28 protein-coding genes are annotated in these 26,654 nt (G+C 67.6%); 14 read left to right on the forward strand and 14 right to left on the reverse strand.

The genetic code is table 11. The features are described from left to right. Window positions 1-5 precede the first annotated feature (5 nt). From Q8M82_RS09620 to Q8M82_RS09630, 3 genes are all read right to left on the reverse strand, one after another. Entirely contained in the window at window positions 6-521 is a 516-nt protein-coding gene (locus Q8M82_RS09620; RefSeq protein ID WP_371126290.1) for a MaoC/PaaZ C-terminal domain-containing protein, read from the reverse strand. A gap of 56 nt (window positions 522-577) precedes the next feature. Beyond that, window positions 578-1,576 carry an ABC transporter substrate-binding protein gene (locus Q8M82_RS09625; RefSeq protein ID WP_305691142.1) on the reverse strand — a complete coding sequence of 333 codons (999 nt, stop codon included), beginning with the start codon at window positions 1,574-1,576 and terminating at the stop codon, window positions 578-580. Between the two features lie 63 nt (window positions 1,577-1,639). Then, a complete protein-coding gene (locus Q8M82_RS09630; protein WP_305691143.1) occupies window positions 1,640-2,494 on the reverse strand; it encodes an ABC transporter permease in 855 nt (284 codons plus the stop codon). A gap of 185 nt (window positions 2,495-2,679) precedes the next feature. On the opposite strand from Q8M82_RS09630, the gene Q8M82_RS09635 reads away from it, so the two are divergent. Next, complete coding sequence (locus Q8M82_RS09635) at window positions 2,680-3,621, forward strand: ketopantoate reductase family protein (RefSeq protein ID WP_305691144.1); 942 nt, start codon at window positions 2,680-2,682, stop codon at window positions 3,619-3,621. A gap of 18 nt (window positions 3,622-3,639) precedes the next feature. Here Q8M82_RS09635 and Q8M82_RS09640 read toward each other — a convergent pair whose 3' ends face one another. After that, complete coding sequence (locus Q8M82_RS09640) at window positions 3,640-5,277, reverse strand: acyl CoA:acetate/3-ketoacid CoA transferase (protein ID WP_305691145.1); 1,638 nt, start codon at window positions 5,275-5,277, stop codon at window positions 3,640-3,642. Window positions 5,278-5,418: 141 nt separating this feature from the next. On the opposite strand from Q8M82_RS09640, the gene Q8M82_RS09645 reads away from it, so the two are divergent. The 4 genes from Q8M82_RS09645 to Q8M82_RS09660 are packed head-to-tail and all read left to right on the forward strand — an operon-like array spanning window position 5,419 to window position 8,878. Beyond that, window positions 5,419-6,177, forward strand: a complete 759-nt coding sequence (locus Q8M82_RS09645) for a 3-ketoacyl-ACP reductase (RefSeq protein WP_305691146.1) — start codon at window positions 5,419-5,421, stop codon at window positions 6,175-6,177. Between the two features lie 14 nt (window positions 6,178-6,191). Then, complete coding sequence (locus Q8M82_RS09650) at window positions 6,192-6,884, forward strand: DUF4286 family protein (protein WP_305691147.1); 693 nt, start codon at window positions 6,192-6,194, stop codon at window positions 6,882-6,884. Between the two features lie 30 nt (window positions 6,885-6,914). Further along, the gene (locus Q8M82_RS09655) at window positions 6,915-7,994 is read left to right on the forward strand and encodes a LacI family DNA-binding transcriptional regulator (RefSeq protein WP_305691148.1); all 1,080 of its coding nucleotides are present in this window, start codon (window positions 6,915-6,917) and stop codon (window positions 7,992-7,994) included. 41 nt (window positions 7,995-8,035) lie between these two features. Further along, window positions 8,036-8,878: a shikimate dehydrogenase family protein gene (locus tag Q8M82_RS09660; protein ID WP_305691149.1), complete on the forward strand. Its 843-nt coding sequence runs from the start codon at window positions 8,036-8,038 to the stop codon at window positions 8,876-8,878. Between the two features lie 246 nt (window positions 8,879-9,124). Here the strand turns inward: Q8M82_RS09660 and Q8M82_RS09665 are convergent, their stop codons facing one another. Continuing rightward, entirely contained in the window at window positions 9,125-11,476 is a 2,352-nt protein-coding gene (locus tag Q8M82_RS09665; RefSeq protein WP_305691150.1) for a methyl-accepting chemotaxis protein, read from the reverse strand. Between the two features lie 150 nt (window positions 11,477-11,626). Beyond that, on the reverse strand, window positions 11,627-12,559 hold the full coding sequence (locus Q8M82_RS09670; protein WP_305691151.1) for a glutaminase: 933 nt from the start codon (window positions 12,557-12,559) through the stop codon (window positions 11,627-11,629). A 130-nt stretch (window positions 12,560-12,689) separates the two neighbouring features. On the opposite strand from Q8M82_RS09670, the gene Q8M82_RS09675 reads away from it, so the two are divergent. After that, complete coding sequence (locus tag Q8M82_RS09675; protein WP_305691152.1) at window positions 12,690-13,220, forward strand: hypothetical protein; 531 nt, start codon at window positions 12,690-12,692, stop codon at window positions 13,218-13,220. Window positions 13,221-13,249: 29 nt separating this feature from the next. Here Q8M82_RS09675 and Q8M82_RS09680 read toward each other — a convergent pair whose 3' ends face one another. From Q8M82_RS09680 to Q8M82_RS09690, 3 genes are all read right to left on the reverse strand, one after another. Beyond that, complete coding sequence (locus Q8M82_RS09680) at window positions 13,250-14,449, reverse strand: GGDEF domain-containing protein (RefSeq protein WP_305691153.1); 1,200 nt, start codon at window positions 14,447-14,449, stop codon at window positions 13,250-13,252. 131 nt (window positions 14,450-14,580) lie between these two features. Next, window positions 14,581-15,276 (reverse strand): class I SAM-dependent methyltransferase, encoded by a 696-nt coding sequence (locus tag Q8M82_RS09685; protein WP_371126292.1) that lies wholly within the window; start codon window positions 15,274-15,276, stop codon window positions 14,581-14,583. 292 nt (window positions 15,277-15,568) lie between these two features. After that, a complete protein-coding gene (locus tag Q8M82_RS09690) occupies window positions 15,569-16,327 on the reverse strand; it encodes a Crp/Fnr family transcriptional regulator (protein ID WP_305691154.1) in 759 nt (252 codons plus the stop codon). Window positions 16,328-16,584: 257 nt separating this feature from the next. Here Q8M82_RS09690 and Q8M82_RS09695 point away from each other — a divergent pair, with 257 nt between their 5' ends. The 3 genes from Q8M82_RS09695 to Q8M82_RS09705 all read left to right on the forward strand — a co-directional run bounded on the left by Q8M82_RS09695 (window position 16,585) and on the right by Q8M82_RS09705 (window position 19,824). Continuing rightward, entirely contained in the window at window positions 16,585-18,357 is a 1,773-nt protein-coding gene (locus Q8M82_RS09695; RefSeq protein WP_305691155.1) for an ABC transporter ATP-binding protein/permease, read from the forward strand. Between the two features lie 132 nt (window positions 18,358-18,489). Continuing rightward, complete coding sequence (locus Q8M82_RS09700) at window positions 18,490-18,768, forward strand: hypothetical protein (protein WP_305691156.1); 279 nt, start codon at window positions 18,490-18,492, stop codon at window positions 18,766-18,768. 177 nt (window positions 18,769-18,945) lie between these two features. Then, on the forward strand, window positions 18,946-19,824 hold the full coding sequence (locus Q8M82_RS09705; RefSeq protein ID WP_305691157.1) for a transglutaminase family protein: 879 nt from the start codon (window positions 18,946-18,948) through the stop codon (window positions 19,822-19,824). 26 nt (window positions 19,825-19,850) lie between these two features. Here the strand turns inward: Q8M82_RS09705 and Q8M82_RS09710 are convergent, their stop codons facing one another. From Q8M82_RS09710 to Q8M82_RS09720, 3 genes are read right to left on the reverse strand one after another with little or no spacing between them, the layout of a single operon-like run. Beyond that, entirely contained in the window at window positions 19,851-21,503 is a 1,653-nt protein-coding gene (locus tag Q8M82_RS09710) for a sensor histidine kinase (RefSeq protein WP_305691158.1), read from the reverse strand. Next, window positions 21,503-22,063 carry a sigma-70 family RNA polymerase sigma factor gene (locus Q8M82_RS09715; RefSeq protein WP_305691159.1) on the reverse strand — a complete coding sequence of 187 codons (561 nt, stop codon included), beginning with the start codon at window positions 22,061-22,063 and terminating at the stop codon, window positions 21,503-21,505. The genes Q8M82_RS09710 and Q8M82_RS09715 overlap by 1 nt, the downstream gene beginning before the upstream one ends. Continuing rightward, window positions 22,050-22,274, reverse strand: a complete 225-nt coding sequence (locus Q8M82_RS09720; protein WP_305691160.1) for a NepR family anti-sigma factor — start codon at window positions 22,272-22,274, stop codon at window positions 22,050-22,052. The genes Q8M82_RS09715 and Q8M82_RS09720 overlap by 14 nt, the downstream gene beginning before the upstream one ends. On the opposite strand from Q8M82_RS09720, the gene Q8M82_RS09725 reads away from it, so the two are divergent. From Q8M82_RS09725 to Q8M82_RS23425, 3 genes are all read left to right on the forward strand, one after another. Further along, window positions 22,273-23,289 carry a response regulator gene (locus Q8M82_RS09725; RefSeq protein ID WP_371126294.1) on the forward strand — a complete coding sequence of 339 codons (1,017 nt, stop codon included), beginning with the start codon at window positions 22,273-22,275 and terminating at the stop codon, window positions 23,287-23,289. The two genes, Q8M82_RS09720 and Q8M82_RS09725, sit on opposite strands and share 2 nt — an antisense overlap. 218 nt (window positions 23,290-23,507) lie before the next feature. Then, on the forward strand, window positions 23,508-23,672 hold the full coding sequence (locus Q8M82_RS09730; protein ID WP_305691161.1) for a hypothetical protein: 165 nt from the start codon (window positions 23,508-23,510) through the stop codon (window positions 23,670-23,672). Between the two features lie 131 nt (window positions 23,673-23,803). Then, a complete protein-coding gene (locus Q8M82_RS23425) occupies window positions 23,804-24,427 on the forward strand; it encodes an extensin-like domain-containing protein (protein ID WP_371126296.1) in 624 nt (207 codons plus the stop codon). On the opposite strand, the gene Q8M82_RS09740 is transcribed toward Q8M82_RS23425, so the two are convergent. Further along, window positions 24,421-24,678: a hypothetical protein gene (locus tag Q8M82_RS09740; RefSeq protein ID WP_305691163.1), complete on the reverse strand. Its 258-nt coding sequence runs from the start codon at window positions 24,676-24,678 to the stop codon at window positions 24,421-24,423. The two genes, Q8M82_RS23425 and Q8M82_RS09740, sit on opposite strands and share 7 nt — an antisense overlap. A gap of 122 nt (window positions 24,679-24,800) precedes the next feature. Here Q8M82_RS09740 and Q8M82_RS09745 point away from each other — a divergent pair, with 122 nt between their 5' ends. Both Q8M82_RS09745 and Q8M82_RS09750 read left to right on the forward strand, forming a co-directional pair. Further along, window positions 24,801-25,304, forward strand: a complete 504-nt coding sequence (locus tag Q8M82_RS09745; RefSeq protein ID WP_305691164.1) for a DUF992 domain-containing protein — start codon at window positions 24,801-24,803, stop codon at window positions 25,302-25,304. Between the two features lie 88 nt (window positions 25,305-25,392). Then, window positions 25,393-25,869, forward strand: coding sequence for a response regulator (locus Q8M82_RS09750; protein ID WP_305691165.1), 477 nt, complete (start codon window positions 25,393-25,395; stop codon window positions 25,867-25,869). Window positions 25,870-25,926: 57 nt separating this feature from the next. On the opposite strand, the gene Q8M82_RS09755 is transcribed toward Q8M82_RS09750, so the two are convergent. Continuing rightward, window positions 25,927-26,654, reverse strand: a 728-nt coding sequence (locus tag Q8M82_RS09755) for a VOC family protein (RefSeq protein ID WP_305691166.1), incomplete at its 5' end; no start/stop codon positions are given.

Below are 26,654 nucleotides of genomic sequence, written 5' to 3' on the forward strand. Positions count from 1 at the left end.
CTGGCTCATCGGCTTGCGCTCGCCGCGACGGGGGCCGAGGCGGCAACCGCCTCGAGCGGAACCTTGGAGACGAGCAGGACCTTGCGGCCCTGCTGCACGATCGAACCGTCCTGCTTGACCACCTTCACCGCGAAGGTCGCGATCGCCTGCGTCGGCCGAGAGCGGCTGTCTCGCAGTTCGGCCAGCTCGTAATCGACGAAGATCGTGTCGCCGACGAAGATCGGCCCGACGAAGCGCCAGCCGTCGATGCCGAGGAAGGCGATCGCGGTTTCCCGCAATTCGCCGGTGCGGGCCCACATCAGCCCGTGGGCGTAGGCCAGCCCGAGCATGCCATGAGCGACCTTCTGGCCGAACTGGCTGGCCTGCGCATAGACGTCGCTGGTATGCAGCTCCGAATGGTCGCCCGTCAGCCCGGCGAACCCCATCAGGTCGGCGTCGGTGATCGTCCGGCCGGGGCTGCGGAACTGCATCCCGACGAAGAGATCGTCATAGCGATAACCAAGTGTCGGTTTCACGGTCATGGTGTCCGCTGATGTCCTGATCACGAGCTGATGGGGCCTTGAGCGACGGCCTGCGTTCACTTGCAGGCGCGCATCTCGCCATCCGCCGGCAGATACTCATTGGTGTAGTAGCTCTTGGGGTCCTGGCCCTCGGGCAGCAGCTTGACCTCGGAGAGGAGAGCCTGCGTCCGCGTCCAGTGCGCATCCTCGGCCTTGCCGATGAACTTGGCGCCGCCGCTGCAGAACAGCGGGGTGATGGCGGCGAGTTCGGCGGTCGCGAGCTTGACGTTCACGTCCGGGAACAGCGTCTTGACGTGTTCGATCGCCTTGGTCGGGTTGTCGAGCGCGAACGACCAGCCCTTCAGGCTTGCCGCGATGAACTTCTTCAGAACCTCGGGATTCTGCTTGATGAAGTCGTTCGAAGCGAAGATCGAGGTGGCGACGGTGGGCACGCCATGGTCGGCGAAGGGGAAGTTGGTCAACTCCGCGCCCTGCATCTCGAGCTGGATCTGATAGGCATCGAGTGAGCCGAGAATGGCGTCGACCTGCCCCTGCAGCAGCGAGGGCACCATGGCCGCCACAGGCATGTTGATCAGCGTCATGTCCGACTCCTTCAGGCCGTTGGCCTTGAGCAGGAGCGGCAGCATCGGGCCTTGCGACGAGCCGGCGGGCACGCCGACCTTCTTGCCCTTGAGATCGGCGAGCGACTTGATGCCGGTCTTCTTCAGCGCGTTCACCGAATTGGGGTTCGACTGATAGACCGTCGCGACGATCCTCATCGGTGCGCCCTTGGCGATCAGCTGGCTGACCGCGACAGCATCGGCATAGGCCAGCTGCGAGCGGCCGCTGGCGACGAGCTGGGCGGTGTTGCCCGAGCCGTTGCCCTGCACGACGGTGACGTCGAGCCCGGCCGCCTTGTAGTAGCCTTCGCCGACGGCCGCAGCGAAGCCGGCATTGGGGCCTCCCGCCGTCCAGTTGAGCTGGAAGGTCACGGGCGTCTGCGCGAAGGCCGTGGCGAGGCCCATGCCGGCCACGACCGCTGTGGCTGCAAGCGTCCGATTGATCCAGTGCTTCATGACAAATCCTCCCGTTATTGTTGTTTGCCGAATCTGTTGATCGTTCTGGCCAGGCCGCCTTCGTCAGCGGCGGCTCTGGCGTTGCCAGGGCGTCAAAGCCCATTCGCTGAATTCGACCGCGTAATTGATGACGACGCCGATCACGGTCAGCACCACGAGGACGGCGAAGGTCAGCTCGATGTCGAGCGTGCTGGTGCCGCGCAGCAGCACATAGCCCAGCCCCTGGTTGGCGCCGACGAACTCCGCGACGATGGCCGCGGTGGCCGCGATCGTGGCCGAGGTTTTGATGCCGGAGAAGATCACCGGCAGCGCGGCCGGAAAGCGCAGATACCAGAAGGTCTGCCAGGTGCTCGCGCCCATCGACTTGGTCAGATAGAGCAGCCGCTGATCGAGGATCTGAAACCCGCTGATGCTGGCGAGAAGAAGCGGAAAAAACGTCATCAGGAAGGTCAGCAGCACCTTCGACTCCATGCCGAAGCCGAGCCAGACCAGGAAGAGCGGCGCGACCGCGATCTTCGGCACCAGCTGCAACAGCATGATCGGCGGATAGAGCGTCTGCTTGGCGACCGGCGACAGGGCGATCAGCAGGCCGAGCGGGATGGCGAACACGACGGTGATACCGAAGCCCAGAACGATCTCCGTGAGCGTGACCTTGGCGTTCAGCCACAGCATCGCGGCATCGCTGATCACGCGCTGGAAAACGGCTCCGGGCGCCGGCAGGAGATAGGCCGGAATCTTGAAGACCTGGATCGACAGCGACCAGAATCCGACGATCGCGACGAAGGTCAGCGGCGGAATCAGAGCCCAGCCGATCGCCATCAACCGGCGCGTCGAAGCCGAGCGCCGACGCGGCGCATCGTCCAGCGTCTCGGGCATCGTGAAATCGGGCGTCGCGCGCGACGCCATCTGCGAAGCCATCTTGCGGCTCTCCTTCCCTGGCATCGGCGCGTCTCCCGAGGGTCGCGCTTCTTCTTGGGGCCGGGCAGACACGCCGACCCTCCATTCGAGGCCTGCACGCTAGTCCAGCCCAACGAAGGTGACAAGCAAAATGTATCCGCTTACATTGGCGCCGTTCCGGTTGGTGACGACGGTGGGAGGTCTGAGTGCGGGGTCCGCATGTCGTCGTTGCAGGGGCCGGCGCCATGGGCTGCCTGTTCGGTGGATTGCTGTCGGAGAACGGGCTGCGCGTGACGCTGCTCGCGCGACGCGAGGAGCATGTCGCAGCCATTCGCGAACGGGGGCTGCGCATCGTCGGCGAGGGTGGCGCGCGCCACGTGCCGATCGGTGCGGCGACATCGACGGCTGGGGTCGCGCCGGCCGACATCGTGTTCATTCAGTGCAAGGCGCATGCGACCCAGGCGGTCAGCGAAAGCATCGCTCCACTGATGGTGCCGGGCTCCGTCGCCGTCAGCTTTCAGAACGGGCTCGGCAATGAGGACGTCATGGCGCAGGTCCTGGGGAGCGAGGCGGTGCTCGGCGGCCTGACCTCGCTTGGCGCGACCCTGGAAGCGCCGGGCGTGGTGCGCAGCTACGCTACCCTCCCGACCGTCATCGGCGAAATGAGCGGCGGTCTCTCGCCGCGGGCCGAGGCGCTGGCAGCGTTGCTGACCGCTCACGGTCTACCGACCTCGGCCAGCGACGACATTCTCACCGAGAAATGGCGCAAGCTGATGCTCAACGTCGCAATGTCTGCGACGAGCGGGCTGACCGGGCTGACGATCGGCGGCGTCGCAGGCCTTGCGTCTCTCGCGGCCGTGGCGCGCCGGGCCATGGACGAGGCGGCGGCCGTGGCCGAGGCCTCCGGCATCAGCCTTCCGAACGAAACGCGCTATCAGGTCTTCGACGGCATCGTCGACAGCGGCGCGGCGCGCAACAAGACCAGCATGCGCCGGGACATCGAGGCGGGACGACCCAGCGAGGTCGAGGCGATCTATCTGAGCGTGATCGAACGCGGGCGGGACAGGGCCGTACCGACGCCGACGCTCGAGGCGCTGTCCGCGCTGGTCATCGGGCTGGAGGCCGCGCGCAGAGCAGACGGAGGCTAAGAGCTGCAGCCAATGCGGTCAGGCCGGTTCGACCACGCCTTCTGGCCTTCGCGCATGATCGGGGGCCGACAGCCGCCGCCGCGGCTGGCGCGCCTGCGAGCCTCCGGCGAGGATGTCGCGCTTCAGGCCCATCGGCTCCGCCGCGAAGAGGCGCGCATCCATTGTCCTGAGATCGGCGGCGATCGCCGGTCGGAAGGCCATATGCGCGAGGATGTCCCGCTCGATCTCGACGCCCGGCGCGATTTCGCAGAGCTCGAGGCCCGCCGGACCGACGCGGAACACCGCGCGCTCCGTCACGAATACGGCCTCGCGGCCCTGTTCGCGCGCGAAGCGACCATTATAGCAGATCTGCTCGACGGATCTGACGAACTTGCGGCTGCGTCCTTCCTGCAGGATGCGCAGCGTCCCATCGATCGTCGCGACCTGCAGCCCGCCGGCCGTGAAGGTCCCGCTGAAGACGACCTTGCGCGCATTCTGGCTGATGTTCACGAAGCCGCCGATCCCGACGATGGTGTCGCCGAAGCGGCTGACATTGACATGGCCTTCGGCGTCCACCTCGGCGAAGGATAGGAAGGCGATGTCGAGCCCGCCGCCGTCATAGAAGTCGAACTGGTAGGGCTGGTCGACCATCGCGTCATAGTTTTGCGCGGCACCGGAATCTGGACCGGTCAGAGGCGCGCCGCCGATGAAGCCCTGCTCGTTGGTGAGGACGATCTCGTCCAGGAAGCCCTCCTCGGCGGCCACCGCGGAGACGCCCGTCGAGATTCCGGCGCCGAGATTGCAGATCGCGCCCGGTTGGATCTCCATCGCCGCGCGCCGCGCGACGATCTTGCGTTCCGTGAACGGCAGCTTGCGCAGGCCCTCCAACGGCACCCGCAATTCGCCAGAATAACTCGGATTATAGTCGCTCCAATATGTCTGGCGCTGGTTCTCGTCGACGACCACGTAATCCACGAGGACGCCTGGGATCTTCACCGCGCGCTGCGGCAGCGTGCCCCGCCGGGCCAGGCGCTTGACCTGGACCACGACCGCCGCGCCCAGCCGCCGTCCCGCCTGCGCTGAGGACAGCATCTCGCCGGGAACGGCCTCCTGCTCCATGCTGATATTGCCGTCCTCGTCGGCGCTGGTGCCCCGCAAGAGCACGACATCGAGCGGAAACGGCTTGAAGCGCAGCCATTCCTCGCCACCGATCTGGAGCAGTTCGACCAGATCCTCACTTGCGCTCGGGCTCTGCCTCGCCCCGCGCTGGCGCGGATCGACGAAGGTGTGCAGCCCCGTCTTGGTGATCAGACCCGGCCGGCCAGCCGCGATCTCGCGCGTCATCTGCGCGATCACGCCCTGCGGCAGCGTGTAGGATTCGATCAGATCCTTCTGGGCCAGCTCGATCAGCGGGGGCGAGTCGACCAGCGCGCCGGTGATGCTGCGCTTGAGCATGCCCGGATGGCGGAACCTGGCGGCGCCCTTGAGCTTGCGGTCGCCGATGCCGACGGCATGGATCAGGCATAGGTCGCGCGGCGTGCCCGTCTCGAGGAACCGGGCCTCGACCGCTTCGAGAATCGCTTCCGGCACGCAATGCCCGCCGCCCGAGCCGCTGACGAGAACGCTGTCACCGGGCTGGATGAGCGAGGCGGCCTCGCTGGCGCTGATCACCTTCATCGGTCGCTTCCTCGCGGCGTCCGGCCTCGATGCGATTGACTTTCGCAGCCGGTTTTGTAACCGCTTGCATAAAGTTGGGAGTCCGCCAGTGTCAAGTCTTGGTGCTCGGCCATGGCCCGATGCGACCTGCCGGGGGGGCAAATGGTGAACCGTGTCGCGATCGTCACCGGCGCGGGTCGCGGCATCGGCCGCGCCATCGCCGACGCCCTTGTCGAGGCCGGGTTCGTCGTAGCCCGTGTCAGTCTGGAAGCGCAGCCCGAGACCGGCAGCGTCCTCGCCGGGGCGGGCGCCTATTACAGCTGCGATGTGGCCGATTTGACGGCCCACGCCGCGCTGATCGCGCGCGTCGCGGAGGATCTCGGCGAGCCGGATTGCCTGGTCAACAATGCCGGCGTCACCTCGGCTCAGCGCGGCGATCTGCTCGACCTCACGCCCGAAAGCTACGACCGCACGCTGAACGTCAATCTGCGGGCCGGCTTCTTTCTGACCCAGGCCTTCGCGCATCGTCGCCTCGCGAAGGCCTCCGGTCGGGATGAAGGCGGGGCAGGCTCCATCATCTTCATCGGTTCGGCCAATGCCGAGATCATCGGCGAGAACCGCGCCGACTACTGCATCAGCAAGGCCGGCGTCGCGATGATGGCGAAACTGTTCGCGGCGCGCCTGGCGGCCGAGGGCATCGCCGTCTTCGAGGTGCGACCGGGCGTGATCCGCACGGACATGACGGCGCCGGCGGCGGCCAAATACGATGCGTTGCTGGCCGAAGGCGGCATTCCCATGGGGCGCTGGGGCGAGCCCTCCGACATTGGGCGCGCGGTCGCAGCGCTCGCGACCGGAGCGATCCCCTATGCGACCGGCATCCACATCGATATCGGCGGCGGGCTGCACCTGCACCGGGTCTGAAGGAGCAAGACGGAATGGCACTGGCAGGCACGGGCGTCCTGGCGATCTGGAACGGCATCGCCGAAGAGGCGGAATCGGATTTCATCGCCTGGCATATTGGCGAGCACATCCCCGAGCGCGTCGCCGTGCCGGGCTTCCTGCGCGGGCGCCGCTATGTCGCCGAGCGCGGGACGCCGAAATACTTCAATTTCTACGAGACGGACACGCCCGACGCGCTGGTCTCCCGCGCCTACCTTGCGCGCCTGAATGCGCCTTCGGACTGGACGAAACGCGTCGTCCGGCATTTCCGCGACACCTCGCGGACGGTCTGTTCGGTCGCTGCCAGTCACGGTCTCGGCGACGGCGCCTATGTCGCGACGCTGCGATTGGCGGCACGCGGCGCGCGCTCGGACTTTCTGGGCGCGATCCGCGACGCGGTGATGCAGCCGCTGGGACAGGCGCCGTCGATCGTCGCACTCCACCTGCTCGAAGGGCAGGGCGGTGGCGGTAACCTGTCCACGGCCGAGAAAGCGTTGCGCGCGCAGCCGGACCAGGTCGCGGATTGGATCCTCCTGGTCGAGGCGGTCGACGCCGCGCCACTCGAGGCCGCCCTGGCGGAGCATGCCTCGCAGGCGAGGCTCGCCGAGATCGCGTCCGGCTACGACGCGGTTCGCGATTGTGGCATCTATCGCCTGCAGTACGGGCTCGCGAAACACCAGATCGCCTGAGTGACAGCCCGCCGAAGGAGTCTGAGTGCGATGGCGAGGGCGAAGACCGCGCGAACCGGAGCAGACGCCGAGATCCCGCCGGTTTCGACGGAGGGGCCGCGGAGCGTCGGGTTGCGGGAGGTCGCGCGCGCCGCCGGCGTCTCGACGGCGACGGTCTCGCGCGCGATCAACACGCCCGATGTCGTCTCCCCTGACCTGCGTGAGCGCATCGCCGTTGCCGTCAAGGCGCTGGGCTGGGTGCCAGACGGCGCGGCAAGGGCGCTGAGCACGCGGCGCTCGCAAACCATCGGGGCTGTGTTTCCGGCCTTGTCGGTCGGCGATTTCGCTCATGCGACGCAGGCGATCCAGTCGGAGCTGTCGCTGTCGGGCTATACGCTGCTGCTCGCCTGCTCCGATTACGATGCCGATCTCGAACTGCGGCAGGTCCGCAAATTCGTCGAGCGCGGCGTAGACGGTCTGATTCTGGTCGGCCAGGCGCATCACCCCGATCTCGGGCCGCTGCTGGCGCAACGGCAGATGCCCTTCGTCAACACCTTCGTCTACGACCCGCGGACCCACGGCACCTGCGTCGGCCCCGACAACCGCAAGGCGCTGATGATGATGACGGATTACCTGGCCGATCTGGGCCATGTCCGCTTCGGCGTGATCGCGCAATCGACCCGCAACAATGATCGGGCCAGCGCCCGTCTCGACGGTGTGCGCGATGCCCTGTCGATGCGCGGACTGGCCGTCCGGCCGCAGCATTTCGCGATGGGCGAATGGTCGATCGCCGAGGGCCGCAGCCTGTTGCGCGCCCTGCTGCAGACCGATCCGAAGCCGACGGCCATTGTCTGCGGCAATGCCCATCTCGCGGTCGGTGCGGTTCTGGAAGCGCTCGCCCTGGGCCTGCGCCTGCCCGAGGACCTGTCGATCGTCGGCTATGACGACATCGAGATCATGAGCCATCTTCCCGTGCCCGTGACGACTGTCCGGGTCCCCAGCGCCGAGATCGGGCGGATCGCCGCACGCGTTCTGATCGCGCGGCTCGAGGGGCGCAACTGCGGCGCGCCGCTCGAGGCGCAGGCCGAGCTGGTCATCCGGGCGTCCTCAGGGCCTCCCCCGGCGGCTTAAGGGATCTGCCGATCCCCGTTCCCTCACCCAGAAGGCTTGCCATGACACCTCCCGCCGCCGCCATCCCGATCACGGGCGCCACGCGCCTGATCGGCTTTCTCGGTGATCCCGTCATCCACGCCAGATCGCCCCAGAACTTCAACCCGCGTCTGGCCGCAGCGGGACATGACGCCGTGCTGGTGCCGATCCATCTGCCGCGGGACGAATTCGACGCCGCGATCGGCGGCATCATGGCGATCGCCAATCTCGACGGGCTGGTCGTGACGATGCCGTTCAAGGAGCGGCTGATCGCCCGGCTGGACGAGGTCTCGGCCCGCGCCCGCGCGGTGGGGGCCGTCAATGCGGCCAGGCGACGGGCCGACGGCGCCTGGGTCGGCGACATCTTCGACGGCGTCGGGCTGATCGGGGCGGTCGAGAGCCTGGGGATCTCGCCGCGCGGCCTGAGTGTCGGGCTGGTCGGTGCGGGTGGGGCCGGCGCCGCGATCGCCTTCGCTTTGGCCGAGGCGGGGGTCGCGGCACTGGCGATCCGGGACCGCGACGGCGAACGCGCGGCCGATCTGTGTCGGCGGGTCGCGGCCGTTGGGCCTCTGGTGCCCGTGCCGGGGGCGTTCGATGTCGGTGCGATCGACCTGCTGGTCCATGCCACGCCGGTCGGCATGGCCCAAAGCGATGGCATCGCGATCGACATCACCGACCTGTCCGCTCGGACCGCGGTCGTCGACATCGTCACGAAACCATCAACCCCCTTGCTGAGGGCCGTGGCCGAACGCGGCTGCCGCCATGCCGGCGGCGGCACCATGGTCGCCGCTCAGACCGTCGCGATCCTGAGCTATCTGGGGTTCGATACCGCTGGCGGCGTCGCAGACGGCCTGCGGTCGGGTTGAAGGCTACCGGGCGGTTGCGAACGCGAGGATGGCGAGGTTGCGTCTGGGCCTTGGCTTCGATGGCTCTGGTCGTGTCCCGTAGCGTGCTGTGACCGACGGTCGGGACCGTCGGCCGACGGCTTGGCCCGGCTGATCAGGCGGCGATGGCCGGCCGGACGACAACAGGCTCGTCGCGGTCGGCCTTCGTCTCCCCTGCAGTGTCGCCTTTTGCGTCTCGGGCCAGTGCTGACCCGCGTGCAGGCCGGGTCAGGCGGCGCGGCGCGTGGCGCTATGCGGCTGCGAATAGGTGCGCCCGGCGCTTGCTCCGTCCGGCCCGGTCTTGAAGGCGGCGACGAGGTCGTTGAGCTGGGCGATCCTGCCCGAGAGCGAGCCCGCGGACGCAGCGCTCTGCTCGGAGAGCGCGGCGTTCTGCTGGGTCATCTCGTCGAGATGCGCGACCGCCTGGCTCATCTCGTCGATGCCGCTCGCCTGCTCGCCCGACGCCGCGGAGATCTCCGCGATCGTCGACGCCACTTTCTTGGAGGCGGTCAGGATCTGCTCCAGCGCCTCGCCGGCCTGGCGGACGAGCTTGACGCCCTCGCCGACCTCGGTGTTCGAGGAGGAGATCAAGGTCGAAATATCCTTGGCCGCGGCGCTGGAACGCTGGGCGAGCGTGCGCACCTCGGAGGCCACGACCGCGAAGCCCTTGCCGGCATCGCCGGCGCGGGCCGCTTCCACCGCCGCGTTCAGCGCCAGCAGATTGGTCTGGAAGGCGATGTCGTCGATGACGCGGATGATGTCGGAGATCTTGGTCGAGGCGTCCTCGATCCGGGCCATGGCGTCGACCGCCTGGCCGGCGATCGCCCCGCCGGTCTGGGCGGCCTCCATGGCCTCGGTGGCGATCGCCGCCGCCTGGCGCGACGCCTGGGCGGTCGCCTTCACCGACGCCGCGAGCTCTTCCGTGGTCGCCGCGGTTTCTTCCAGCGAGGAGGCCTGCTCCTCGGTGCGCTTCGAGAGGTCGTCCGCGCCCATATTGATCTCACGCGCCGCCAGCCCGACATCGGCGGACGTGACCTGGATGGTGCGGACGGTCGAGGACAGACGGTCGACCGTGTCGTTGATCGCGCCCTTGAGATCGGCGAAGCGCCCGCGATAGGCGGTGTCGACCCGGTGCGTCAGGTCGCCCGCCGCGATCGCCTGCAGCGCGTCGGAGAACTCGCCGGTGGCGCCGTTGACGACGGCGTTGATCTCATTGATGCCGGACACAAGGTCGCCGAGAGGGCCGCCGACGTCACCGACGCTGGCCCGGCCGGAGAAGTCGCCGTTCTGTGCGGCGCTGACGATCACCGAAACCTCGCCGAGCAGCTTCTGGACATTGGCCGCCTGCTGGCTGTCGGCGAGCATGGCGAGCTCGCGGTCGCGCCGGCTGGCCTCCAGCGACAGGGCGTTCTCGCGATAGGCTTCGAGAGCGCCGCTGAGGGCGCCGATCTCGTCGGGCGAGGCCGGAGCCGGGATGGGCTGCGAGAAATCGCCGGCCTGCATCACGTCGAGGGCCGATTTCAGCGCGACGACCGGCTTGGCGATGCGGCGCTGCACGCCGCGCCAGCTCGTCACGCAGATGGCGAGAAGCAGGCCGAGCAAAGCGCCGATCACGGCCAGCCGCGTCCAGGCCTGGTCGAGTTTCGCCTGGGTCGCGGTCGCCATATCGTCGAGCGACTGCGTGATCGCCGACAGCATCGACGTGAACGGGCCGTTGCAGAGATTGGTCCAGTCCTCCGCCGAGATCAGCGGCCCCGTGCCTTGGCCGAGCTTGGCGGTCAGGGAGTCCATCGTCTTGTTGGCGGCGTCCATCTCGCTGCCCATGACGCCCATCTTGCGTACGAGTTCGGCGCTGACGCCGCTGCGCTGGCTCATCTGGCGCAGCTGCTGCATGCTGGCATCGGCGACGCCGCGCAGCTCGCCCAGCCTGCGGATCTGGGTCGGCTCGAGGGCCTTGCCCGAGGCCATATGCGGCCGCAGCACGGAGCACTGGATGCCGTAGAAGGACCGCGTGCGCCAGCCGGTCGATTTGAAGCTCTGCAGATCGGCCATCACCGGGTCGGACATCCGAACCGCCAGCGAGGTGGCGTCCGCCGCCTTGACCAGCGCCGTCTCGATGTCGCCGACGCCGTTGTACCAGGGCATCGTCGCCTGCAGGCTGCGTTGCGCCTTGGGCTTGGCCGCTTCGGCGCGCAGATCCGCGAACTTGGCTTCGGTCGCCTTCTGCTGCTGCGCGACGGCTTCGGCGAGCGCGGCGCGGTCGGCCAGCGACGTCGCATTGAGCCGCGCGACAGCCTCGTCGAGATCCTTGCGGTTCGCCTGCTCGACCTTGGCGATGATCGGCGCGGGATCGTCGGCCGCTTGGATCGCCGTCTGGGCCTGCCCGCGATTGGCACGAATGCTGTTGCCGGCGATGAGGAGGGCCTTGTCGGCCTCGACCAGGGTCGCCAGGCGCATGTTCTCCCGCACGTCGCCGAAGGACTGGATCGCCATGTAGCCCAAGGCCCCGACGCCTGGAATGCACAGGCAAGCCATGGTGGCGACGAGATAGTTCTTGATGGAGGCGGGGAACAGCTGCACGGCTATCATCCTGGTCGCTGCGGCAGGGCACAGGTTTCCCCTAGCCCTTTCGCCGAAAGTCCTGACCCGAAGCTTGCGCCACAATGATTAAGATTGTCTGCGGCCGGCCAGGATTTCGGTAACCCTGAGGAATCGATCGTCTTCCGAGCGTCATCCGGCTCCGAAGACGGACCAGCCGGTGGCGTCGGCGAGGCGTTCCAGGGCCAGCGTCCCGAGCTGTGAATTGCCGTTGGCGTTCAGACCGGGCGACCAGACCGCGATCGAGGCCCGTCCCGGTGCGACGGCGAGGATGCCGCCCCCCACGCCCGACTTGCCCGGCAGCCCCACCCTGAAGGCGAAGTCGCCGGAGGCGTCGTAATGGCCGCAGGTCAGCATCAGCGCATTGATGCGACGGGCGCGACGGGCCGGCACCACACGCATGCCGCCCCGCTCCAGAAGGCCGCCCTGCATCAGATAGCGCCCGGCCTTGGCGAGTTGCAGGCAGCTCATGGCGATGGCGCATTGGTGGAAATAGACGCCGAGCGTCAGATCCGGCGCATGGCGGATGTTGCCGAAGGCCTTCATGTAGCTGGCGAGCGCGATGTTGCGGAAGCCGGTCGCCTGTTCGGCGCGGGCGACGGCCTCGTCGATCGCGATCGTCTCGTCGTCGGCGACATGGCGGATGAACCGCAGCAATTCGCCGAGCGCGAGACGCGGCGCATGCCCGGCCAGGTTCACGTCGGCGACGACGAGGGCGCCCGCATTGATGAACGGGTTGCGCGGGATGCCCTGCTCGCGTTCGAGCTGGACGATCGAGTTGAAGGACGTGCCCGAAGGCTCCCGCCCGACCCGCTGCCACAACGCCTCGCCGACCTTTCCGAGCGCGAGCGTCAGCGCGAAGACCTTCGAGATGCTCTGGATCGAGAACGGCTCGAACGCATCGCCCGCCATGTGGACGGCCCCGTCGGCCGTCACCACGCAGAGGCCGAAGCGCCGGGGATCGATGGCGGCGAGCGGCGCGATATAGGTCGCGACCTCGCCGCGCTCGGTCTGGGTCGCCATCTCGTCGGCGATGTCGACGACGAGCCGCGCCAGATCCGTCACGCTGTTCGTCCTCCACCCGCGGGCGCAGCAAGCCCGAGCGGCGGCCTGCGGTCAAGCACATGGAAAGCGTTGCGCGCCGCCGCACTTGCCCCGATCATTCCGTGAGGGATCCGGTCGCAGGGAGATGGCGATGCAGGCGAGGCTCGGCGTTGCGCTCTGTGTTGCCGCCCAGGCATTGTGCTCTGCTGCGGCAGGCGCGCGTCCGCTGGAGGAGGAACTTCCCCCTTCGCGCACCGCCTGCTGGGAGCGCCGCTATGACGAGGCGCATCTTGCGGCCCATCCGCATCAGAAGGTCACCCGGATCCGCCTCGTCCACCTGCCCGACACCTGGCGGGCCGAACCTTCGCGCGGCATCTATGTCGCCCTCTACATCAATCTTAGGCGGCGGGTGAACGCCGGGGCGGGTTTCGACTATCAGTTCGGCGGCTTCTGCCGGCCGCGGGGTCAGGGATTGCACTGCGTCCCGGAATGGGAGGCGGGAAGCTGGCGGCTGGAGCGGGGCCCGCAGGGCACGCTCGACATTCGCAATGGCGACCTCGTCGCCAACCCCAACCCCTATGACGCAGAGGAGATCGCCGATGGCGCGGTCCCGATCCCCGCGCGTCCCGATGACCGCGTCTGGCGGCTGCGGCCCGCGACGGACGAATGCGGGATCGAGTGAAGACGGCAGGGCGAGCCGACCGAAGGGCGTCAGGATGCAGCCGCGAGCTTCGTCGCCTGTAGCGCTGCGTGAGCGGCCGGATCGCGCGGCAGCGGCGCGATCACGCAGCGCGACTTGCCGTCGGACTTGGCCTGGTAGAGGGCCGCATCGGCCGCGCTCATCAGGCTTTCCAGATCGAGCCCGTGATCGGGAGCGCGGGCGATGCCGATCGACGCCCCGACCGTGACCCGGGTCTGGTCATCGAGATGATAGGGCTGGGAGATCTCGCGGACCAGGCGGTCTCCGAGGCGCTTCAAGGGGCCGCCTCCGACCTGCTCCGACAGCACGATGAACTCGTCGCCACCGATGCGGGCGACGAAATCGCCGGCGCGGACCAGCCGGCGCAGCCGGTCGGAGACCAGCTGCAGCAGCCGGTCGCCGGCCTTGTGGCCATGGGTGTCGTTCACCGCCTTGAACCCGTCGAGATCGAGATAGACCAGCGCCAGCGGTCTCGATCCGTCATAGCGTGTCAGGCTGGCATTGAGCGCCTGGCTGAGACCGACGCGGTTCGCCAGGCCGGTGAGCAGGTCGTGCTTGGCCTGGAAGGCGTGCTCGCGTTCCGCCTGCATGGTCGCGACCAGCATGGCGTTGAGGCCGAAGGCTGCCCGGGACATGCTGTAGATGAAGAACGGCAGTTGCAGGAAGCCGATCAGCAGGATCGGCTCGCCCAGGAACGGCGTCGCGAAGGTGCAGGGCCCCAACGTCAGAACGATCATCACCCCGGCCATGCGCGGAGCGCCGAAATTGCGGAAGCACGTTCCACCGACCATGGCGGTGGCGGTGAGACAGACCAGCGTGGCGGCGACCCAGTCGCCGCTGGTCAGGCTGATGAAGGCGCCGAAGCCGATGCCGGCGGCCCAGGCGACGCCCAGCAGGATGTAGAGGTCGGTCGGCGTCGGCTCTTGCCGTGCAGCCCGACGCCGGGCGATCAGAAGCACCGCGAGCCGGGCCGAGCAGCAGAGGATGTCGAAGACGCACCACAGGATGAACGGCCAGGTCGGGATCCGCAGCGCGATCAGCAGCGACACCGCGACGGTGTTGAAGAGGCCGGCGATGAAGATCGGCATCGTCCCGAAGAGGCCGGCGACGAGCGCGAAGCGGATCTCGAGCGAGACGTCGGGGCCGGGATCGGCCAGCCAGCGGGTCAGGCGCCAGCGTGGCAGGCTGAACCGGGGTGTCTCACCAGTCATGTGCCAAGCCCCTCGCGACCGCCCGGCCCGCCGGCGCCTCGCCGGTCTGCGGTTAGCAGACGAGGGTTACCAACGGGTGTGCTTGGTTGCGGCAGCCGGGCTCGCCGGAGGCGGGGAGGCGCTGCTGCGGATCAGCCCGGCTGGCGGTAGACCCAGACGCGCGCCGGCGGGATGTTCCGTAGCACCCAGTCGGAGACGTAGGCCTTCAGCCCGGAGCCCTTGCGCGGGACCGGCGAGACCACCGAATAGGTGAACTGGATGAGCGGCGCGCCCTCCACCAGAAGCGTGAAGGCCTCCTTCGCCAGTGCGCTGCGCATGGCCGGCGGCTGGTTGAAAAGGGGCAGGCTGGAGACGACGGCGATCGCCTTCTCGCTCAGATGGCCCGCCAGCGTCGTCGACAGCGCATAGGCGTCGCCTTCGATCACGGTGGCGCGGGGGAAACGCTGCCGCAGCAGGGCGCAGAATTCGGGGCTGTACTCGACCAGAATGAGCCGCTCTTCGGCGATGCCGCGCTCGATCAGCGCCTCGGTGACCGGCCCCGTCCCCGGCCCGATCTCGATCACCGGGCCGGGCAGGGCAGGGTCGACGAAGGACGCCATGCGCCGCGCCAGGGCCGGGCTGGAAGGAGTGACGGACCCGGTGCGTGCCGGGTTGTCGATCCAGGACTTGATGAAGCGCGCTTCGTCGCCGAGCTTGGCACGCGCCTCGCTGACCCGCGACCGCAACTTCTCGGTATGGCTGCGAACCTCGTCCTCGACCTTGTAGCGCACCGTGGCGACCTTCAGCCGGGCCTGGGCCACGCTGTCGACGAGATCGGCGGCCGTCACGCGCATTTCATCCTCGATGCGCGCAGCGACGCGGGACTGCCCGATCCGGGCTGCCAGCGAAGGCCCCTGCATTGGGCGGCGTGAGGAGGGAAGCGACATGAAACCTCTGACGTCGGACCGGAGGCGCGACCATGGGGGCTGAAACGTTACCTGGGCGACATATGGGGTCAAGTGCATGTGTGCGCCAAGAACTTTCGGACATGTCAACTTTCGGACATGTGCCCGTCGCGCCGGCGCCTCGATCCCTTACCTACGCACGACGCTGCCTCGGGTTTCAGTTGAGCCCTCGGGTTCAGATCAGCGGCCGCGGCGCCACCTCCCGCTCGTAGAGCAGCGCCATGCGCGAGGTCAGGCGCGGGTTCAACAGCGTCAGGCGCCCGTCGCTGGTGGCGAAGAGGCCGGCCTTGCGCAGGCGTGACCAGGTTTTGCTGGTATGGACCAGCGACAGGCCCAGGGCATCGGCGAGCTGTTGCTGGGAGAGCGGAAACCGGAAACCGCCATCGCTGACGAGGCCCAGGGTCTCGGCCCGGCGGTAGAGCGAGATCACCAGCGCCGCGATGCGTTCACCTGCGTTGCGCTGTCCGACCGAGGTCAGGTTCTGGTCGATCAGGCTTTCCTCGCGCGAGCCGAGCCAGGCGACCTCATAGGCCATCGCCGGCATGTGGACGAAAAGGTCCCAGACGCGCTTGCGCGGGAAAACGCAGAGTTCGACCTCGGTGAGCGCTTCGATGCCGTGCTGTGCGGCGCTGAGCAACGATGCCTGCAGGCCCACGAGATCGCCCGGCAGCAGGAAATTCAGGATCTGGCGGCGCCCGTCCGGCAGGAGCTGGTAGCGGAAGGCCCAGCCCGAGAACAGCGTATAGAGTTCGGCGTCTTCCTGGCCGGGATGGATGATGTCGGCGCCGACCGGCAGATGACGATGCTCGGTCTTCATCGACTGGATGAAGCGGATCTCGTCATCCGTCTTGTCCTTGAACGCGCGCTTGGCCCGCAGCGGACAGGCCATGCAGGGCACGCCGTTGCGGCCGTTCGAGGGGGCGCTCTCCGTCATGGTCGCGTCATGTCTCCTGCTGCGGAGCCGCGCCGTCCCGGCCCCGTCGGTCTCTCCATAGCAAGCCGTTCGCGTTTGTCATGACCAGATGCTGCTCCGGTCTTCCTGTCGCGGGAACTGTCGTCCCGTCCGAACGTTAGGGAAGGCCTCCCCGACGGGGTGCGACGCGGTTGGGCGCCGCTTCGCCACAACCTGTTCGTCATTTCCGAAAGATCGATGCCATGTCAGACCAGCCGCGCCTTCCCGGGCGGTCGCGGATGCGCCGCTTCTTTGCCGCGGCGCTGCCGTTCTGGAGCGGGGAAACGAAGCTCCGCGCCTGGGGGCTGACGATCCTGGTGCTGACCTTCGTGGCCGCCCAGATTGGAACGGCGGTGGCCGTCAATACCTGGAACCGCTTCTTCTTCGACGCGCTCGAAAAGCGCGACAGTGCCGCCGCCTGGCAGATCGCCGCCTGGCTGCCGCTGCTGGTGGCGGTGTCGGCGCTGACCCTGTCGGCACTGGTCATCAGCCGCATGCTGCTGCAGATGCGCTGGCGCGAATACCTGACCCGACGCCTGGCGGGCTGGTGGATCGCCGACCAGCGCTATTATCGCCTGCAATTCGTCGCCAAGGAGCAGGCGGCGCCCGAATATCGCATTGCCGAGGATGTCAGGCTCGCCATCGAGCCGCTGGTCGAATTCGCGATCGGGCTGATCAGCGCTGCCGTCACGGCGGCGACCTTCGCCGCGATCCTGTGGCATGTCGCCGGCTCCGCGCGGTTCACCCTGGCCGGGACGGAGATCGTCATCCCCAGCTACATGGCGCTGGCCGCGATCGGCTACGCCACCGTCGCCTCGCTGGCGGCCTATGTCGCCGGGCGGCCGCTCGTGGCGAGGATCGCCGCCAAGAACGAGGCGGAAGCCCAGTTCCGCGCCGAGATGACCCGCCTGCGTGAAAATGCCGAGAGCATTGCGCTGATCCGCGGCGATTCCGACGAGCGCGGCTCGGTCGGAGAGAATTACGGCCGGGTCGTTGCCGCCTGGTTGCGGGTGATCCGGCAGCAGGGCGTGATCGCGATCGTCCTGAACACGAACGGCGCGCTGTTTCCGATCGTTCCGCTGCTGCTGATCGCGCCGAAATATCTGTCCGGAGACGTCTCTCTGGGGGCGGTGATGCAGGTGGTCGCCGCTTTCAGCGCGGTCCAGGCCGCGCTGATCTGGTTCGTCGACAATTTCGTGCGCCTGGCCGAATGGTTCGCCTCCGTCACCCGCGTGGACGAGCTGCAGGAAGCGCTCGAGGGTCTCGACATCGCCACCGTGATGGAGGACGAAACCCGCATCACCCTGAAGGAGAGCGACGACGGCGCGATCCATCTGGAGCGGCTCTCGATTGCCCACAGCAACGGCCGGGCCGTGATCACGGACGCGTCCATCGTGATCGGGCTGGGTGAGAAGGTGCTGATCGTCGGTGAGAGCGGCACCGGCAAGAGCACGCTGATCCGCGCGCTGGCCGGCCTCTGGCCCTGGGGCTCGGGCACCATCGCGGTGCCGCGTGGCAAGTCGATCGCCTTCGTGCCGCAGAAGCCCTATCTCCCGATGGGGGATCTGCGCACGGTCCTGCTCTATCCCGAAGCGGACAAGCCGGTGCCCGACGAGGTCGTCGTCGCGGCTCTGCGGCGCTGCGGGCTGGGTTATCTCGCCCGCCGCCTCGACGACGACGACAAATGGGACCGTATCCTCTCCGGTGGCGAGCGTCAGCGGGTCGCCTTCGCGCGGCTCGTCATCCGCAGGCCCGACATCATCATCATGGACGAGGCGACCTCGGCCCTCGACGAGGACAGCCAGAACCACCTTCTCGGCCTGTTCGACGCAGAGCTGGCCCAGGCGACGCTGATCAGCGTCGGCCATCGGCCGGGCCTCGAGGATTATCACGACCGCAAGATCACATTGGAGAAGCGCCTCGCCGGTGCCCATCTCACCTCGCGCCGCCTCGGCAAATCGCTGTGGCGGCTGTTCCGGAGCCGCAATGCGGCCAATGACGCTGAGACCTGATCGCGCATCCTCGCGCCGATGTGATGACGAAGTGTCCGCCGCGAGGTGCCGAAATGGAACCGGTTCGACACCATCGCGTTAACTTCCCGGAAGCCGGATGTTCTTGTCCGGTCGAGGCGTCGGGAGAGACAGATGTTGAACAACAGCTTTGCCCCCATCAAGCGCGCCGGTCTTTTCTTCGGCTTCATGGGCGTCGCGGTCGTGGCTCTCACGCTCGGTTCCGGTCTTCAGGAGACCAATGCCGAGAGTTCCTCCGCCGTGGCTCAGGCCAAGCTGGAGCGCCAGATCCCGCCCGACACCCGCTTCGCCGCCGTCGACCCCGCGCAGCGCTCGGTTGGCGTCACCAAACGCGCCATCGGCGGCGCACAGCAGGCCTTGGCGCCCGCGACCGATCGCACGGTCCTCCGCTGACACAGGGTACGGACACCCGGCGCTGATCCCAGCGCCGGGTCGGGAACTTTGTCGTCCTCGACGCGTTGAAGAACAGGCACATCCCTCGTGTCGCACTTTACAGCCGCCCTCGGGCGGCTTGTTTTTTGATCTGATCGAACGCCTTCTTCAGGGCGCCGGGCGCAGCAGGACGCGACCATGTATCTCCGGATTCGGCATTCGACGACCTACCGCTATGGCGGTGCTGTGGAATTCGGCCCCCATCGCCTTATGCTGCGACCGCGCGACAGCTTCGACCTGCGCGTCGTCGACACCGCACTGACCATTTCGCCACGGGCCCGTCTGCGCTGGATGCACGATGCCTATGGCAACTCCGTCGCCATCGCCAACTTCGACGGACCGGCCGACACCCTCGACATCGTGAGCGAACTGGTGGTGCAGCGCTTCGGCTCTGCCCTGCCCCGAACGGAGATCGAGGCCGCCGCGGCGATGACGGGCGTCGTCTACACCGACGGCGAGCGTGCGGTCCTGCAGCCCTATCTCGACCTCGCGGCGGCCGATCCTGACCAGATGCTCGACCAGTGGCTGTCCGATTTCCGCAACCGCATCGGCCAGGGCTCGGGTCATCTCCTGCGCGATCTCGCCCATGCCATCCATGCCGGCCTGAGCTATTCCCTGCGCTATGACGAGGGGACCCAGCACCCTGCCGACACGCTTCGGCTCCATGCCGGATCCTGTCGCGACTATGCCTGGCTGTTCATCGAGTTGGCCCGCCGCATGGGCTTCGCCGCGCGCTTCGTCACCGGCTACATTCACGACCGCACGCCCGACGCGGCCGGTCTCGTCTCGACTGTCGGACTGACCCATGCCTGGGCCGAGGTCTTCATCCCCGGTGATGGCTGGGTCGAATTCGACCCGACCAACGACCTCGTCGCCGACAGGCAGCTGCTGCGGGTGGCGGTGGCTCGCGTTCCGGAAGACGCCTCGCCCGTGTCGGGCAGCTTCACCGGCCTGACGGGGTCCTTCCTCGGCCTCGGCGTCGGCGTCACGATCGAGACGATCGACCCGCCGCGCTGAGCCCCGGCACGACGGTCGATCTTGCGTTACGCCACGTGCCGGATGCGCCAGCTGCCCAGGCTACGGCCCTCGGGTTGACCGGACTGGACCGCCTCGATCTGGGCCACGAGACCTGCGAACATCTTCGGCGGCGCGCTCGGTGCGATCTCGCGGTCGGCCTCCAATGCCACCTCGAGCGTCGTCTCGTCGATGTCGCGCACGATGATCGTCAGGCTGACGCCCGGCGTGCTCCGCAGAACGCGCGAGGCGACGTCGACCAGAAGGAATCCGAGCGGGATGATGCGGTCGACGGAGAGCGTGGCATCAGTGTCGAGGCGGCTCGTGACCCACTGGTCGCGCGTCCGGACGAGATTGGTGATCATCGTCACCACGTCCTCGACGAACAGATCGACGCGAACCGGCTGCATTTCGCCGTCCGCGAGCGTGAAGCGGTAGGCCGCCGACAGCACATGGACGCGTGTCTCGGCGTCGGCGAGGGCGAGCCTGGCTTCGTCGCGATAGTCCCGCTTGGTCAGACCGATGTAGCTCTGAACGACCTGGAGGCTGTTCTTCACCCGGTGATGCAGTTCGCGCACGAGGAAGCGGTTGTCGTCGAGCGCGGTCTGCAGCCGACGCTGGCGAACCTCCTGCTCGTCGACCATCGTGTTGAAGGCTTCGGCAACGCTGCGGATGTCGCTGGGCATCTCCGGCGCGATGACGGCACGGGCATGGGGCTCGCTCGAACGGGCGCGTGCCGCGGACTCGATGCCGCGTAGCCAGTGGATGCAATGGCGGTCGATCGCCCGAAGATAGACGACGCAGAGAAGGATCAGCGTCAGGATCGGCGCAATCAGCAGCGCGAGGAACTGCATGCGCGCAGCGCGCTCGGGGGCGTTACTGAAGCTGGCGACGACGTACAGATCGGGCGCTGTCACCAGGCGAGCGGCATAGGAACGCTTCTGGCCGCTGCGGCTGCGCGCTTCCCAGCGACGTTCAGCGGTCGGAAAACTGTCGCCCTCGGGGAGCCAGGACAAGTCTTCGCCTCCCGTCTCCCGGCGATGCATCACGACGGATTGGCCCCGGGAAACCAGCGCGACGTCGACGCCGTCGCCCGGGCTGCCGAGTTCGAAGACCTGATCGAGCAGGTCCGGGTCGGCAACCAGCAGCGCCTCGCTCAGGGCTCGATCATCGGCGAGGCGCACCTGGGTGACGAGGCGATCCATTCCGCCGACCTTGACCTGGTCGAACCGCGAGGGCGGGAGCCGGATCGAGGTCCGGGTCGCGGAGCGCGGCAGCGAGGCCTGCGCAGTCGCGAGGGCTGCGACGGAGTCGGCGTCGAGCGCGGCATCGGTCGAGTAGAAGCAAGTCCGGCCGTCCGATAGGACCAGACGCACCGCCTGGTAGCCCTGAATGCTGAGGAGGGTATCGCGGATCGACGCATCGCAGTCGGCTCCGGCCATCCCCGATTTCGCGATCAGCGCGCCGGACGCGAGAAGGGTTCTTACCGACCCGCGGTGCCAGACCCGGGTCCGCACCGCGAAATCGTCGGCCGTCCGCGACTGCGCCAGTTCGATCGCCGCGATCACGGTGCGATAGGTCGTCAGCGCCGCCAAGGCCGTGAGGACGGCAATAGGCAGCGCGATCGCCACGAGCAGGGCGAGCAGCCGTCCCCGAACCGTGGGGAAACGCGCGAGACGCATCAGGTCCCGACGGTTTCGGTACTGACCCTCTGTATCGCAGCGGCGCTCTGGCGGTCCGGTCCGAGATCGTCGAGGCTGCCGATCGACAGCAGTTCGGCCAGCTTCGTCCGCGCGCGGTTCACCCGGCTCTTGATGGTGCCGATGGCGACGCCGCAGATTTCGGCGGTTTCCTCATAGGAGAGCCCGGTCGCGCCCACCATGATGAGCACTTCACGCTGCTCCTCCGGCAGTTTCGCTAGAGCCTTGCGGAAATCGGCGAGGTCTAGATGGCTCTCCTGATTGCCATGCGTCGCCATGCGTTCGGCATAGGTGCCCTCGCTGTCCTGCACCTCGCGACCGCGCTTGCGGTAGAGCGAATAGTAGGTGTTGCGCAGGATGGTGAAGAGCCAGGCGCGCAGGCTCGTTCCGGGCTCGAACTTGTCGGAATTGCCCCACGCCTTCAGCAGTGTGTCCTGGACGAGATCATCGGCGAGCTGGATCGACCCCGACAGCGACGCCGCGAAGGCGCGCAGATTGGGGATCTCCTTGATGAGACCGTCCTTGAATTCAGTTGAGCTCATCGGTCGATGCTCCGGCAGCGCGACGTTCGGTTGCCTCGAGCTGAGCGAGCAGCACCAGAAACTTGTCGGGTACGGGGGCATTCACGATGTCGTCGTAATGCGCCTTGAGGGACCGGCCGATCGATTCCTGGACACGTGGATCGAGCATGATCTCGGCATCGAGATCTGCGCCGTCATCCGGCGCAGCCATGGCTGAATCCACATTGTTCATGTCGGCCCTCGTGCGATGCGCGAGCCTGCTTTTCCAGCAAGTCCCGCCTATACGTCAACACCTCCGGCGGCTGCCCCCTGATGGCGATGCCGACACGGATAGTCCCGTTAAACAGCCTCTGGCGGTAAAGGTTCCGTCATTTTCGAAAAATAAATCGCTTGTCATCGTGGCGTTCGCGGTGCTCATTTCCGGCACGTTTAAAGAGGACACCTCTATGTCGATTGCCAAGGAAATTGCGCCGCATCTGCCCTATCTGCGCCGATTCGCCCGCGCCTTGACCGGAACGCAGGCGAGCGGCGATGCCTATGTCGTCGCCATGCTCGAAGCGCTCGTGCTCGATCCTTCGGCCTTTCCGCGGGACCTCAACCCCCGCATCGGCCTTTACCGCACCTTCCTGACCCTGTGGTCGTCGGTCGGGCTGAACACGGCGGACCCTGACGCCCCCGTCACCCTCGGTCGCAGCTCGGTCGAGCGCAATCTCGAGGCGCTGACGCCCCGCCCGCGCCAGGCTTTCCTGCTGCGCACGGTCGAAGGCTTCTCGATCGAGGAGGTCGGCGCCATCATGGGCGTCGCTGCCGCCGATGCCGCCGCCCTCGTCCAGACGGCGGGCCAGGAGATCGCCGAGCAGGTGGCGACCGACGTGCTGATCATCGAGGACGAGCCGATCATCGCCCTCGACATCGAGACGATGGTCGAGGAACTCGGTCACACCGTCACCGGCGTTGCCCGCACGCAGCGCGAGGCGATCGCGCTCGTCGCCAAGAAGCGTCCCGGCCTCGTGCTGGCGGACATCCAGCTCGCGGACGGCAGCTCTGGCCTCGACGCGGTCAACGAGATCCTCGCGTCGATCGATGTCCCGGTGATCTTCATCACCGCCTATCCGGAGCGTCTGCTCACGGGTGATCGGCCGGAGCCGGCTTTCCTGATCACCAAGCCGTTCCAGCCGGAAGCGGTGAAGGCGGCTATCAGCCAGGCTCTGTTCTTCGACCGGCGCGCCGGTCGCAAGGCGGCCTGACGGCATCAGCCATCGCCTGTATCGAGCCCGCGGCCTCGTGCCGCGGGCTTTTTCATGGCGGGAAGCCGTGCCTGGACGCAGCCGATCGAGCCTTCTCGCACGCCGTCCCGTGCCGGCTTCCGGTGCGCCGTCCGATGCACGGAACATCCCGGCCGGACTGACGTTGCAGGCCCGAGGGAGTGTCGGCTGGGGTCGTCTGCAAACCGGGAGGATGGGACATGGTGATGACCTGCATCGCCGCGATGATCGGTGCGTCATCGCTGGGTGTGGCGCTGTTCGGTGGGATCGTTCCACTCGGTTCGACCGTTGAAGAGGTCCTGTCCGTCGCGCTCGCGGCAACGACCGCTCTCGCGGTTGCGACCGCCTCGGCATTGGACACCTGACCATCCCGCCGGGTTGCGGCAAGCTGCGTCGTCGAGCGGGGCTGGTGGTCTTCGGCCTGGCCATGGCCGGGGCGGCAGCCCTGGCTGAGACGCCGGACCCGACGCTACCGCCACCGCGGCCCCCCGAACTGATGCTGAAGGCGCAGCCTTCCGACGAGCCTCCGACGGCACCGGTTCCGGCTAGTTCGCCTTCGTCCTGCGTTGCGGCCTTGCAACTTCGGCATGGCGCCGATGTCCGTGTCAGCGCCCGCCCTCCCGCCGCCGATGAGGCCTGCGTCGTGGTCGATCCCGTCGAGGTGGTGGCGCTGGCGGTCGGAGGCGACCGCGATCGTCGTCGCGTCCTGCTCCAGCCGCCCGCGATCCTCAGTTGCGAGATGGCGAGCGTGGTCGCGCAATGGGTTGAAACGACCGTCCATCCTCTCGCGAAAGGCCATTTCGGCCGAGATCTGGTGGCGCTGCGCGTCGGCGGCGGGCATGAATGCCGCCGACGCAACCGCGGTGCCGGCGGCCCCATGAGCGAGCACGCGAAGGGGCGAGCGCTCGATGTTTTCGGTTTCGAGATCGGCGAGGCGCCGGACCGGCTCTCGGTGTCCGTCCGTTCGGGTGATCAGCCGAATTTTCTGGCGGCGATCCGGCAATCCGCCTGCGGGGCCTTCGCGACCACGCTCGGTCCGGGCTCGGACGCGGCCCATGCCGACCATCTGCATGTCGACATCAAAGCCCGGAACTCGCCGACGGGGCGCTTCTGTCAATAGCTCTCCGCGCCCGCGACGGCGAGGTCGCGCAGCGCTGTCGCGAAGACCGGGCCGGGGATATGGGCAAAACCGCGTCCAGCCCCGACCCTTGTCCGTTGGGCTGCGCCCGAACGCCGTGCCGCCAGGATGTCGAGCGCCAGTTCGCGCTCGAAACCCTGCAGGATCAGCGTTTCCAGTTCCCAGAACGGTGCCGCCGGCGCGGCACGGCCGCTGAGACAGACGACAAGACGCGGTGCCGGATCCTGACTCACGACGATGGCCTCTCATGATTCGTGGCAGATACAACGCAGCAGAGATTGACCCGTTCCAGCTTGCGCGGAACTGTGCCTGCTGTGGGGCGTTTGATGGACACCTTCATGTCAGGAGCATCCCGATGATCACGCGGTTTTCCAAGCCGGCCTTCACTGCTGTTGTCGCGGCAGCAGGCCTTCTGGTTTCCGGCTTGTCTGCGTCGGCACAGTCCGGGGCGCCTGCAGGACGCTTGAGTTGCAACGTCGGGGCAGGGCTCGGCCTGGTCGTGACGTCGCAGCGGCCGATGAACTGCACCTTCACCCCACGCCGCGGGCCACCGCAGCGCTATGTCGGCATCGTTCGCAATTTCGGCATCGATCTCGGCAGGACACGCGCCACCACCATGTCGTGGCGCGTCTATGGGCCCTATGCACGGGCTCCGCTGGGAGCGCTGTCGGGACGCTATGGCGGTGCGACGGCCGGTGCTTCGGCCGGGGTCGGCGGCAGTGCCAATCTGCTCGTCGGCGGCAGCGACAACGCGGTCACCCTGCAGCCGCTGTCGCTTCAGGGGTCGCGCGGCGTCAACGTCGCGCTCGGCGTGACCGGGTTCGAGCTGTCCCTCGTCCCTCCGGGCCGGCGCCGTTGAGTATTGGACGGCACGGCTGCGCTGGATTGCGCCGTTTTCCGGGGTTACGCTTTGCTAACCGTGACCGTTCAAATTGACTAGAATTTGAGTGAAGTCGTGGGACTGGGGGGCCGGCACCGGAACATGGGCGACACTCTGCCGTTGTCCTGGTATGATCTTCAGTGTTCACAGCGTAGAAGGAGAGGCGGGGCTCATGACTGATATCCGCATCCTGATTGTCGAAGATGATCCGTTCATTGCGATGGACATCGAATCGGCGGTGGCCGAGCAGTTCGGCGCAGCTGCCGAATTGATCGTCGTCGACTCGGTCTCGCAAGCCAAGCGAGCGGCGACCGCTGCCGAATTGTCTTGCGCGCTTCTCGACATCGACGTGGTCGGGGGCAAGACCTTCGACGTGGCCGCCGAGCTCCTGAACAAGGGCACGCCCTTCGCCTTCGTTTCGGGCTCGACGCCGAGCGAGGTTCCAGAGCCGCTGCGCAATGTGCGCTTCCTGCGGAAGCCGTTCTCGACACGCGACATCACCAGTTTTGTCACGGCAGCCGTCGCCCAGCCCGCAAAGGGCTGAACCGGCGTCAGACGGAGGCGCGTTGGGCCAGCCGCCGGCACAGGCGGCTTTTTCGTTTCAGCCGCGCTGGCTGGTGAGCAGCAGCCGGTTGCCCCAAGGATCATCGATCGTCGCACCCGCGGGCGTGGCTGTTCCGCCTGCCTCCAGCATGCGATGGCGCATTGTCGCCAGGTCGTCGGGATCGCGAGCGACGATCTCGAAGCTAGCAAGCCCTGCCTCGCCCGGCTGCCGCGGCCCGGCGCCACGGCTGTTCCAGACATTTCCGGCGATGTGATGGTGATAGCCGCCGCTCGCCAGGAAGCTGGCGCCGGGATAGCGGACCATCAGCTCGAAGCCGAGCGCGCCAGCATAGAAGGCCTCGGCCGCGGCCGTATCGCCGATGCGCAGATGGATATGGCCCATCCGGGTGCCGGATGGCATCCCGGCATAGTGGCCCGGTCGCGCTTCGGCGAGCAGGGCGTTGAGATCGAGCCGGTCCGTCGCCATCCGGATCGCCCCGTCGCGCCGCGGCCAGTCTGCCCGCGGCCGGTCGCGATAGATCTCGATCCCGTTGCCTTCGGGATCCGACAGATAGAGCGCTTCGCTGACGAGATGGTCCGACGCGCCCTCGAGCGGCAGCCGGATCGTGGCGGCATGGGCGAGCCAGTCGCCGAGATCGGCCCGCGATGGGAGCAGGATGGCGAGGTGGAACAGGCCAGCCGCCGAGGCTGGCCGGCTCGCGCCGCGCTCGAGCCGCACGAGGATTTCGCCGTCGACGCCGAGTTCCGATGCATCTGCGGTCTCGG

The sequence above is a fragment of the Allobosea sp. genome (assembly GCF_030694325.1).
In the GTDB taxonomy this organism is placed as follows: Bacteria; Pseudomonadota; Alphaproteobacteria; order Rhizobiales; family Beijerinckiaceae; genus Allobosea.

Coding starts and splice junctions, on each gene's coding strand:
- Q8M82_RS09620 (WP_371126290.1), bottom strand. CDS start 521: ATGACCGTGAAACCGACACTTGGTTATCGCTATGACGATCTCTTCGTC.
- Q8M82_RS09625 (WP_305691142.1), bottom strand. CDS start 1,576: ATGAAGCACTGGATCAATCGGACGCTTGCAGCCACAGCGGTCGTGGCC.
- Q8M82_RS09630 (WP_305691143.1), bottom strand. CDS start 2,494: ATGGCTTCGCAGATGGCGTCGCGCGCGACGCCCGATTTCACGATGCCC.
- Q8M82_RS09640 (WP_305691145.1), bottom strand. CDS start 5,277: ATGAAGGTGATCAGCGCCAGCGAGGCCGCCTCGCTCATCCAGCCCGGT.
- Q8M82_RS09645 (WP_305691146.1), top strand. CDS start 5,419: ATGGTGAACCGTGTCGCGATCGTCACCGGCGCGGGTCGCGGCATCGGC.
- Q8M82_RS09650 (WP_305691147.1), top strand. CDS start 6,192: ATGGCACTGGCAGGCACGGGCGTCCTGGCGATCTGGAACGGCATCGCC.
- Q8M82_RS09655 (WP_305691148.1), top strand. CDS start 6,915: ATGGCGAGGGCGAAGACCGCGCGAACCGGAGCAGACGCCGAGATCCCG.
- Q8M82_RS09660 (WP_305691149.1), top strand. CDS start 8,036: ATGACACCTCCCGCCGCCGCCATCCCGATCACGGGCGCCACGCGCCTG.
- Q8M82_RS09675 (WP_305691152.1), top strand. CDS start 12,690: ATGCAGGCGAGGCTCGGCGTTGCGCTCTGTGTTGCCGCCCAGGCATTG.
- Q8M82_RS09680 (WP_305691153.1), bottom strand. CDS start 14,449: ATGACTGGTGAGACACCCCGGTTCAGCCTGCCACGCTGGCGCCTGACC.
- Q8M82_RS09690 (WP_305691154.1), bottom strand. CDS start 16,327: ATGACGGAGAGCGCCCCCTCGAACGGCCGCAACGGCGTGCCCTGCATG.
- Q8M82_RS09695 (WP_305691155.1), top strand. CDS start 16,585: ATGCGCCGCTTCTTTGCCGCGGCGCTGCCGTTCTGGAGCGGGGAAACG.
- Q8M82_RS09700 (WP_305691156.1), top strand. CDS start 18,490: ATGTTGAACAACAGCTTTGCCCCCATCAAGCGCGCCGGTCTTTTCTTC.
- Q8M82_RS09705 (WP_305691157.1), top strand. CDS start 18,946: ATGTATCTCCGGATTCGGCATTCGACGACCTACCGCTATGGCGGTGCT.
- Q8M82_RS09710 (WP_305691158.1), bottom strand. CDS start 21,503: ATGCGTCTCGCGCGTTTCCCCACGGTTCGGGGACGGCTGCTCGCCCTG.
- Q8M82_RS09715 (WP_305691159.1), bottom strand. CDS start 22,063: ATGAGCTCAACTGAATTCAAGGACGGTCTCATCAAGGAGATCCCCAAT.
- Q8M82_RS09725 (WP_371126294.1), top strand. CDS start 22,273: ATGTCGGCCCTCGTGCGATGCGCGAGCCTGCTTTTCCAGCAAGTCCCG.
- Q8M82_RS09720 (WP_305691160.1), bottom strand. CDS start 22,274: ATGAACAATGTGGATTCAGCCATGGCTGCGCCGGATGACGGCGCAGAT.
- Q8M82_RS09730 (WP_305691161.1), top strand. CDS start 23,508: ATGGTGATGACCTGCATCGCCGCGATGATCGGTGCGTCATCGCTGGGT.
- Q8M82_RS23425 (WP_371126296.1), top strand. CDS start 23,804: ATGCTGAAGGCGCAGCCTTCCGACGAGCCTCCGACGGCACCGGTTCCG.
- Q8M82_RS09745 (WP_305691164.1), top strand. CDS start 24,801: ATGATCACGCGGTTTTCCAAGCCGGCCTTCACTGCTGTTGTCGCGGCA.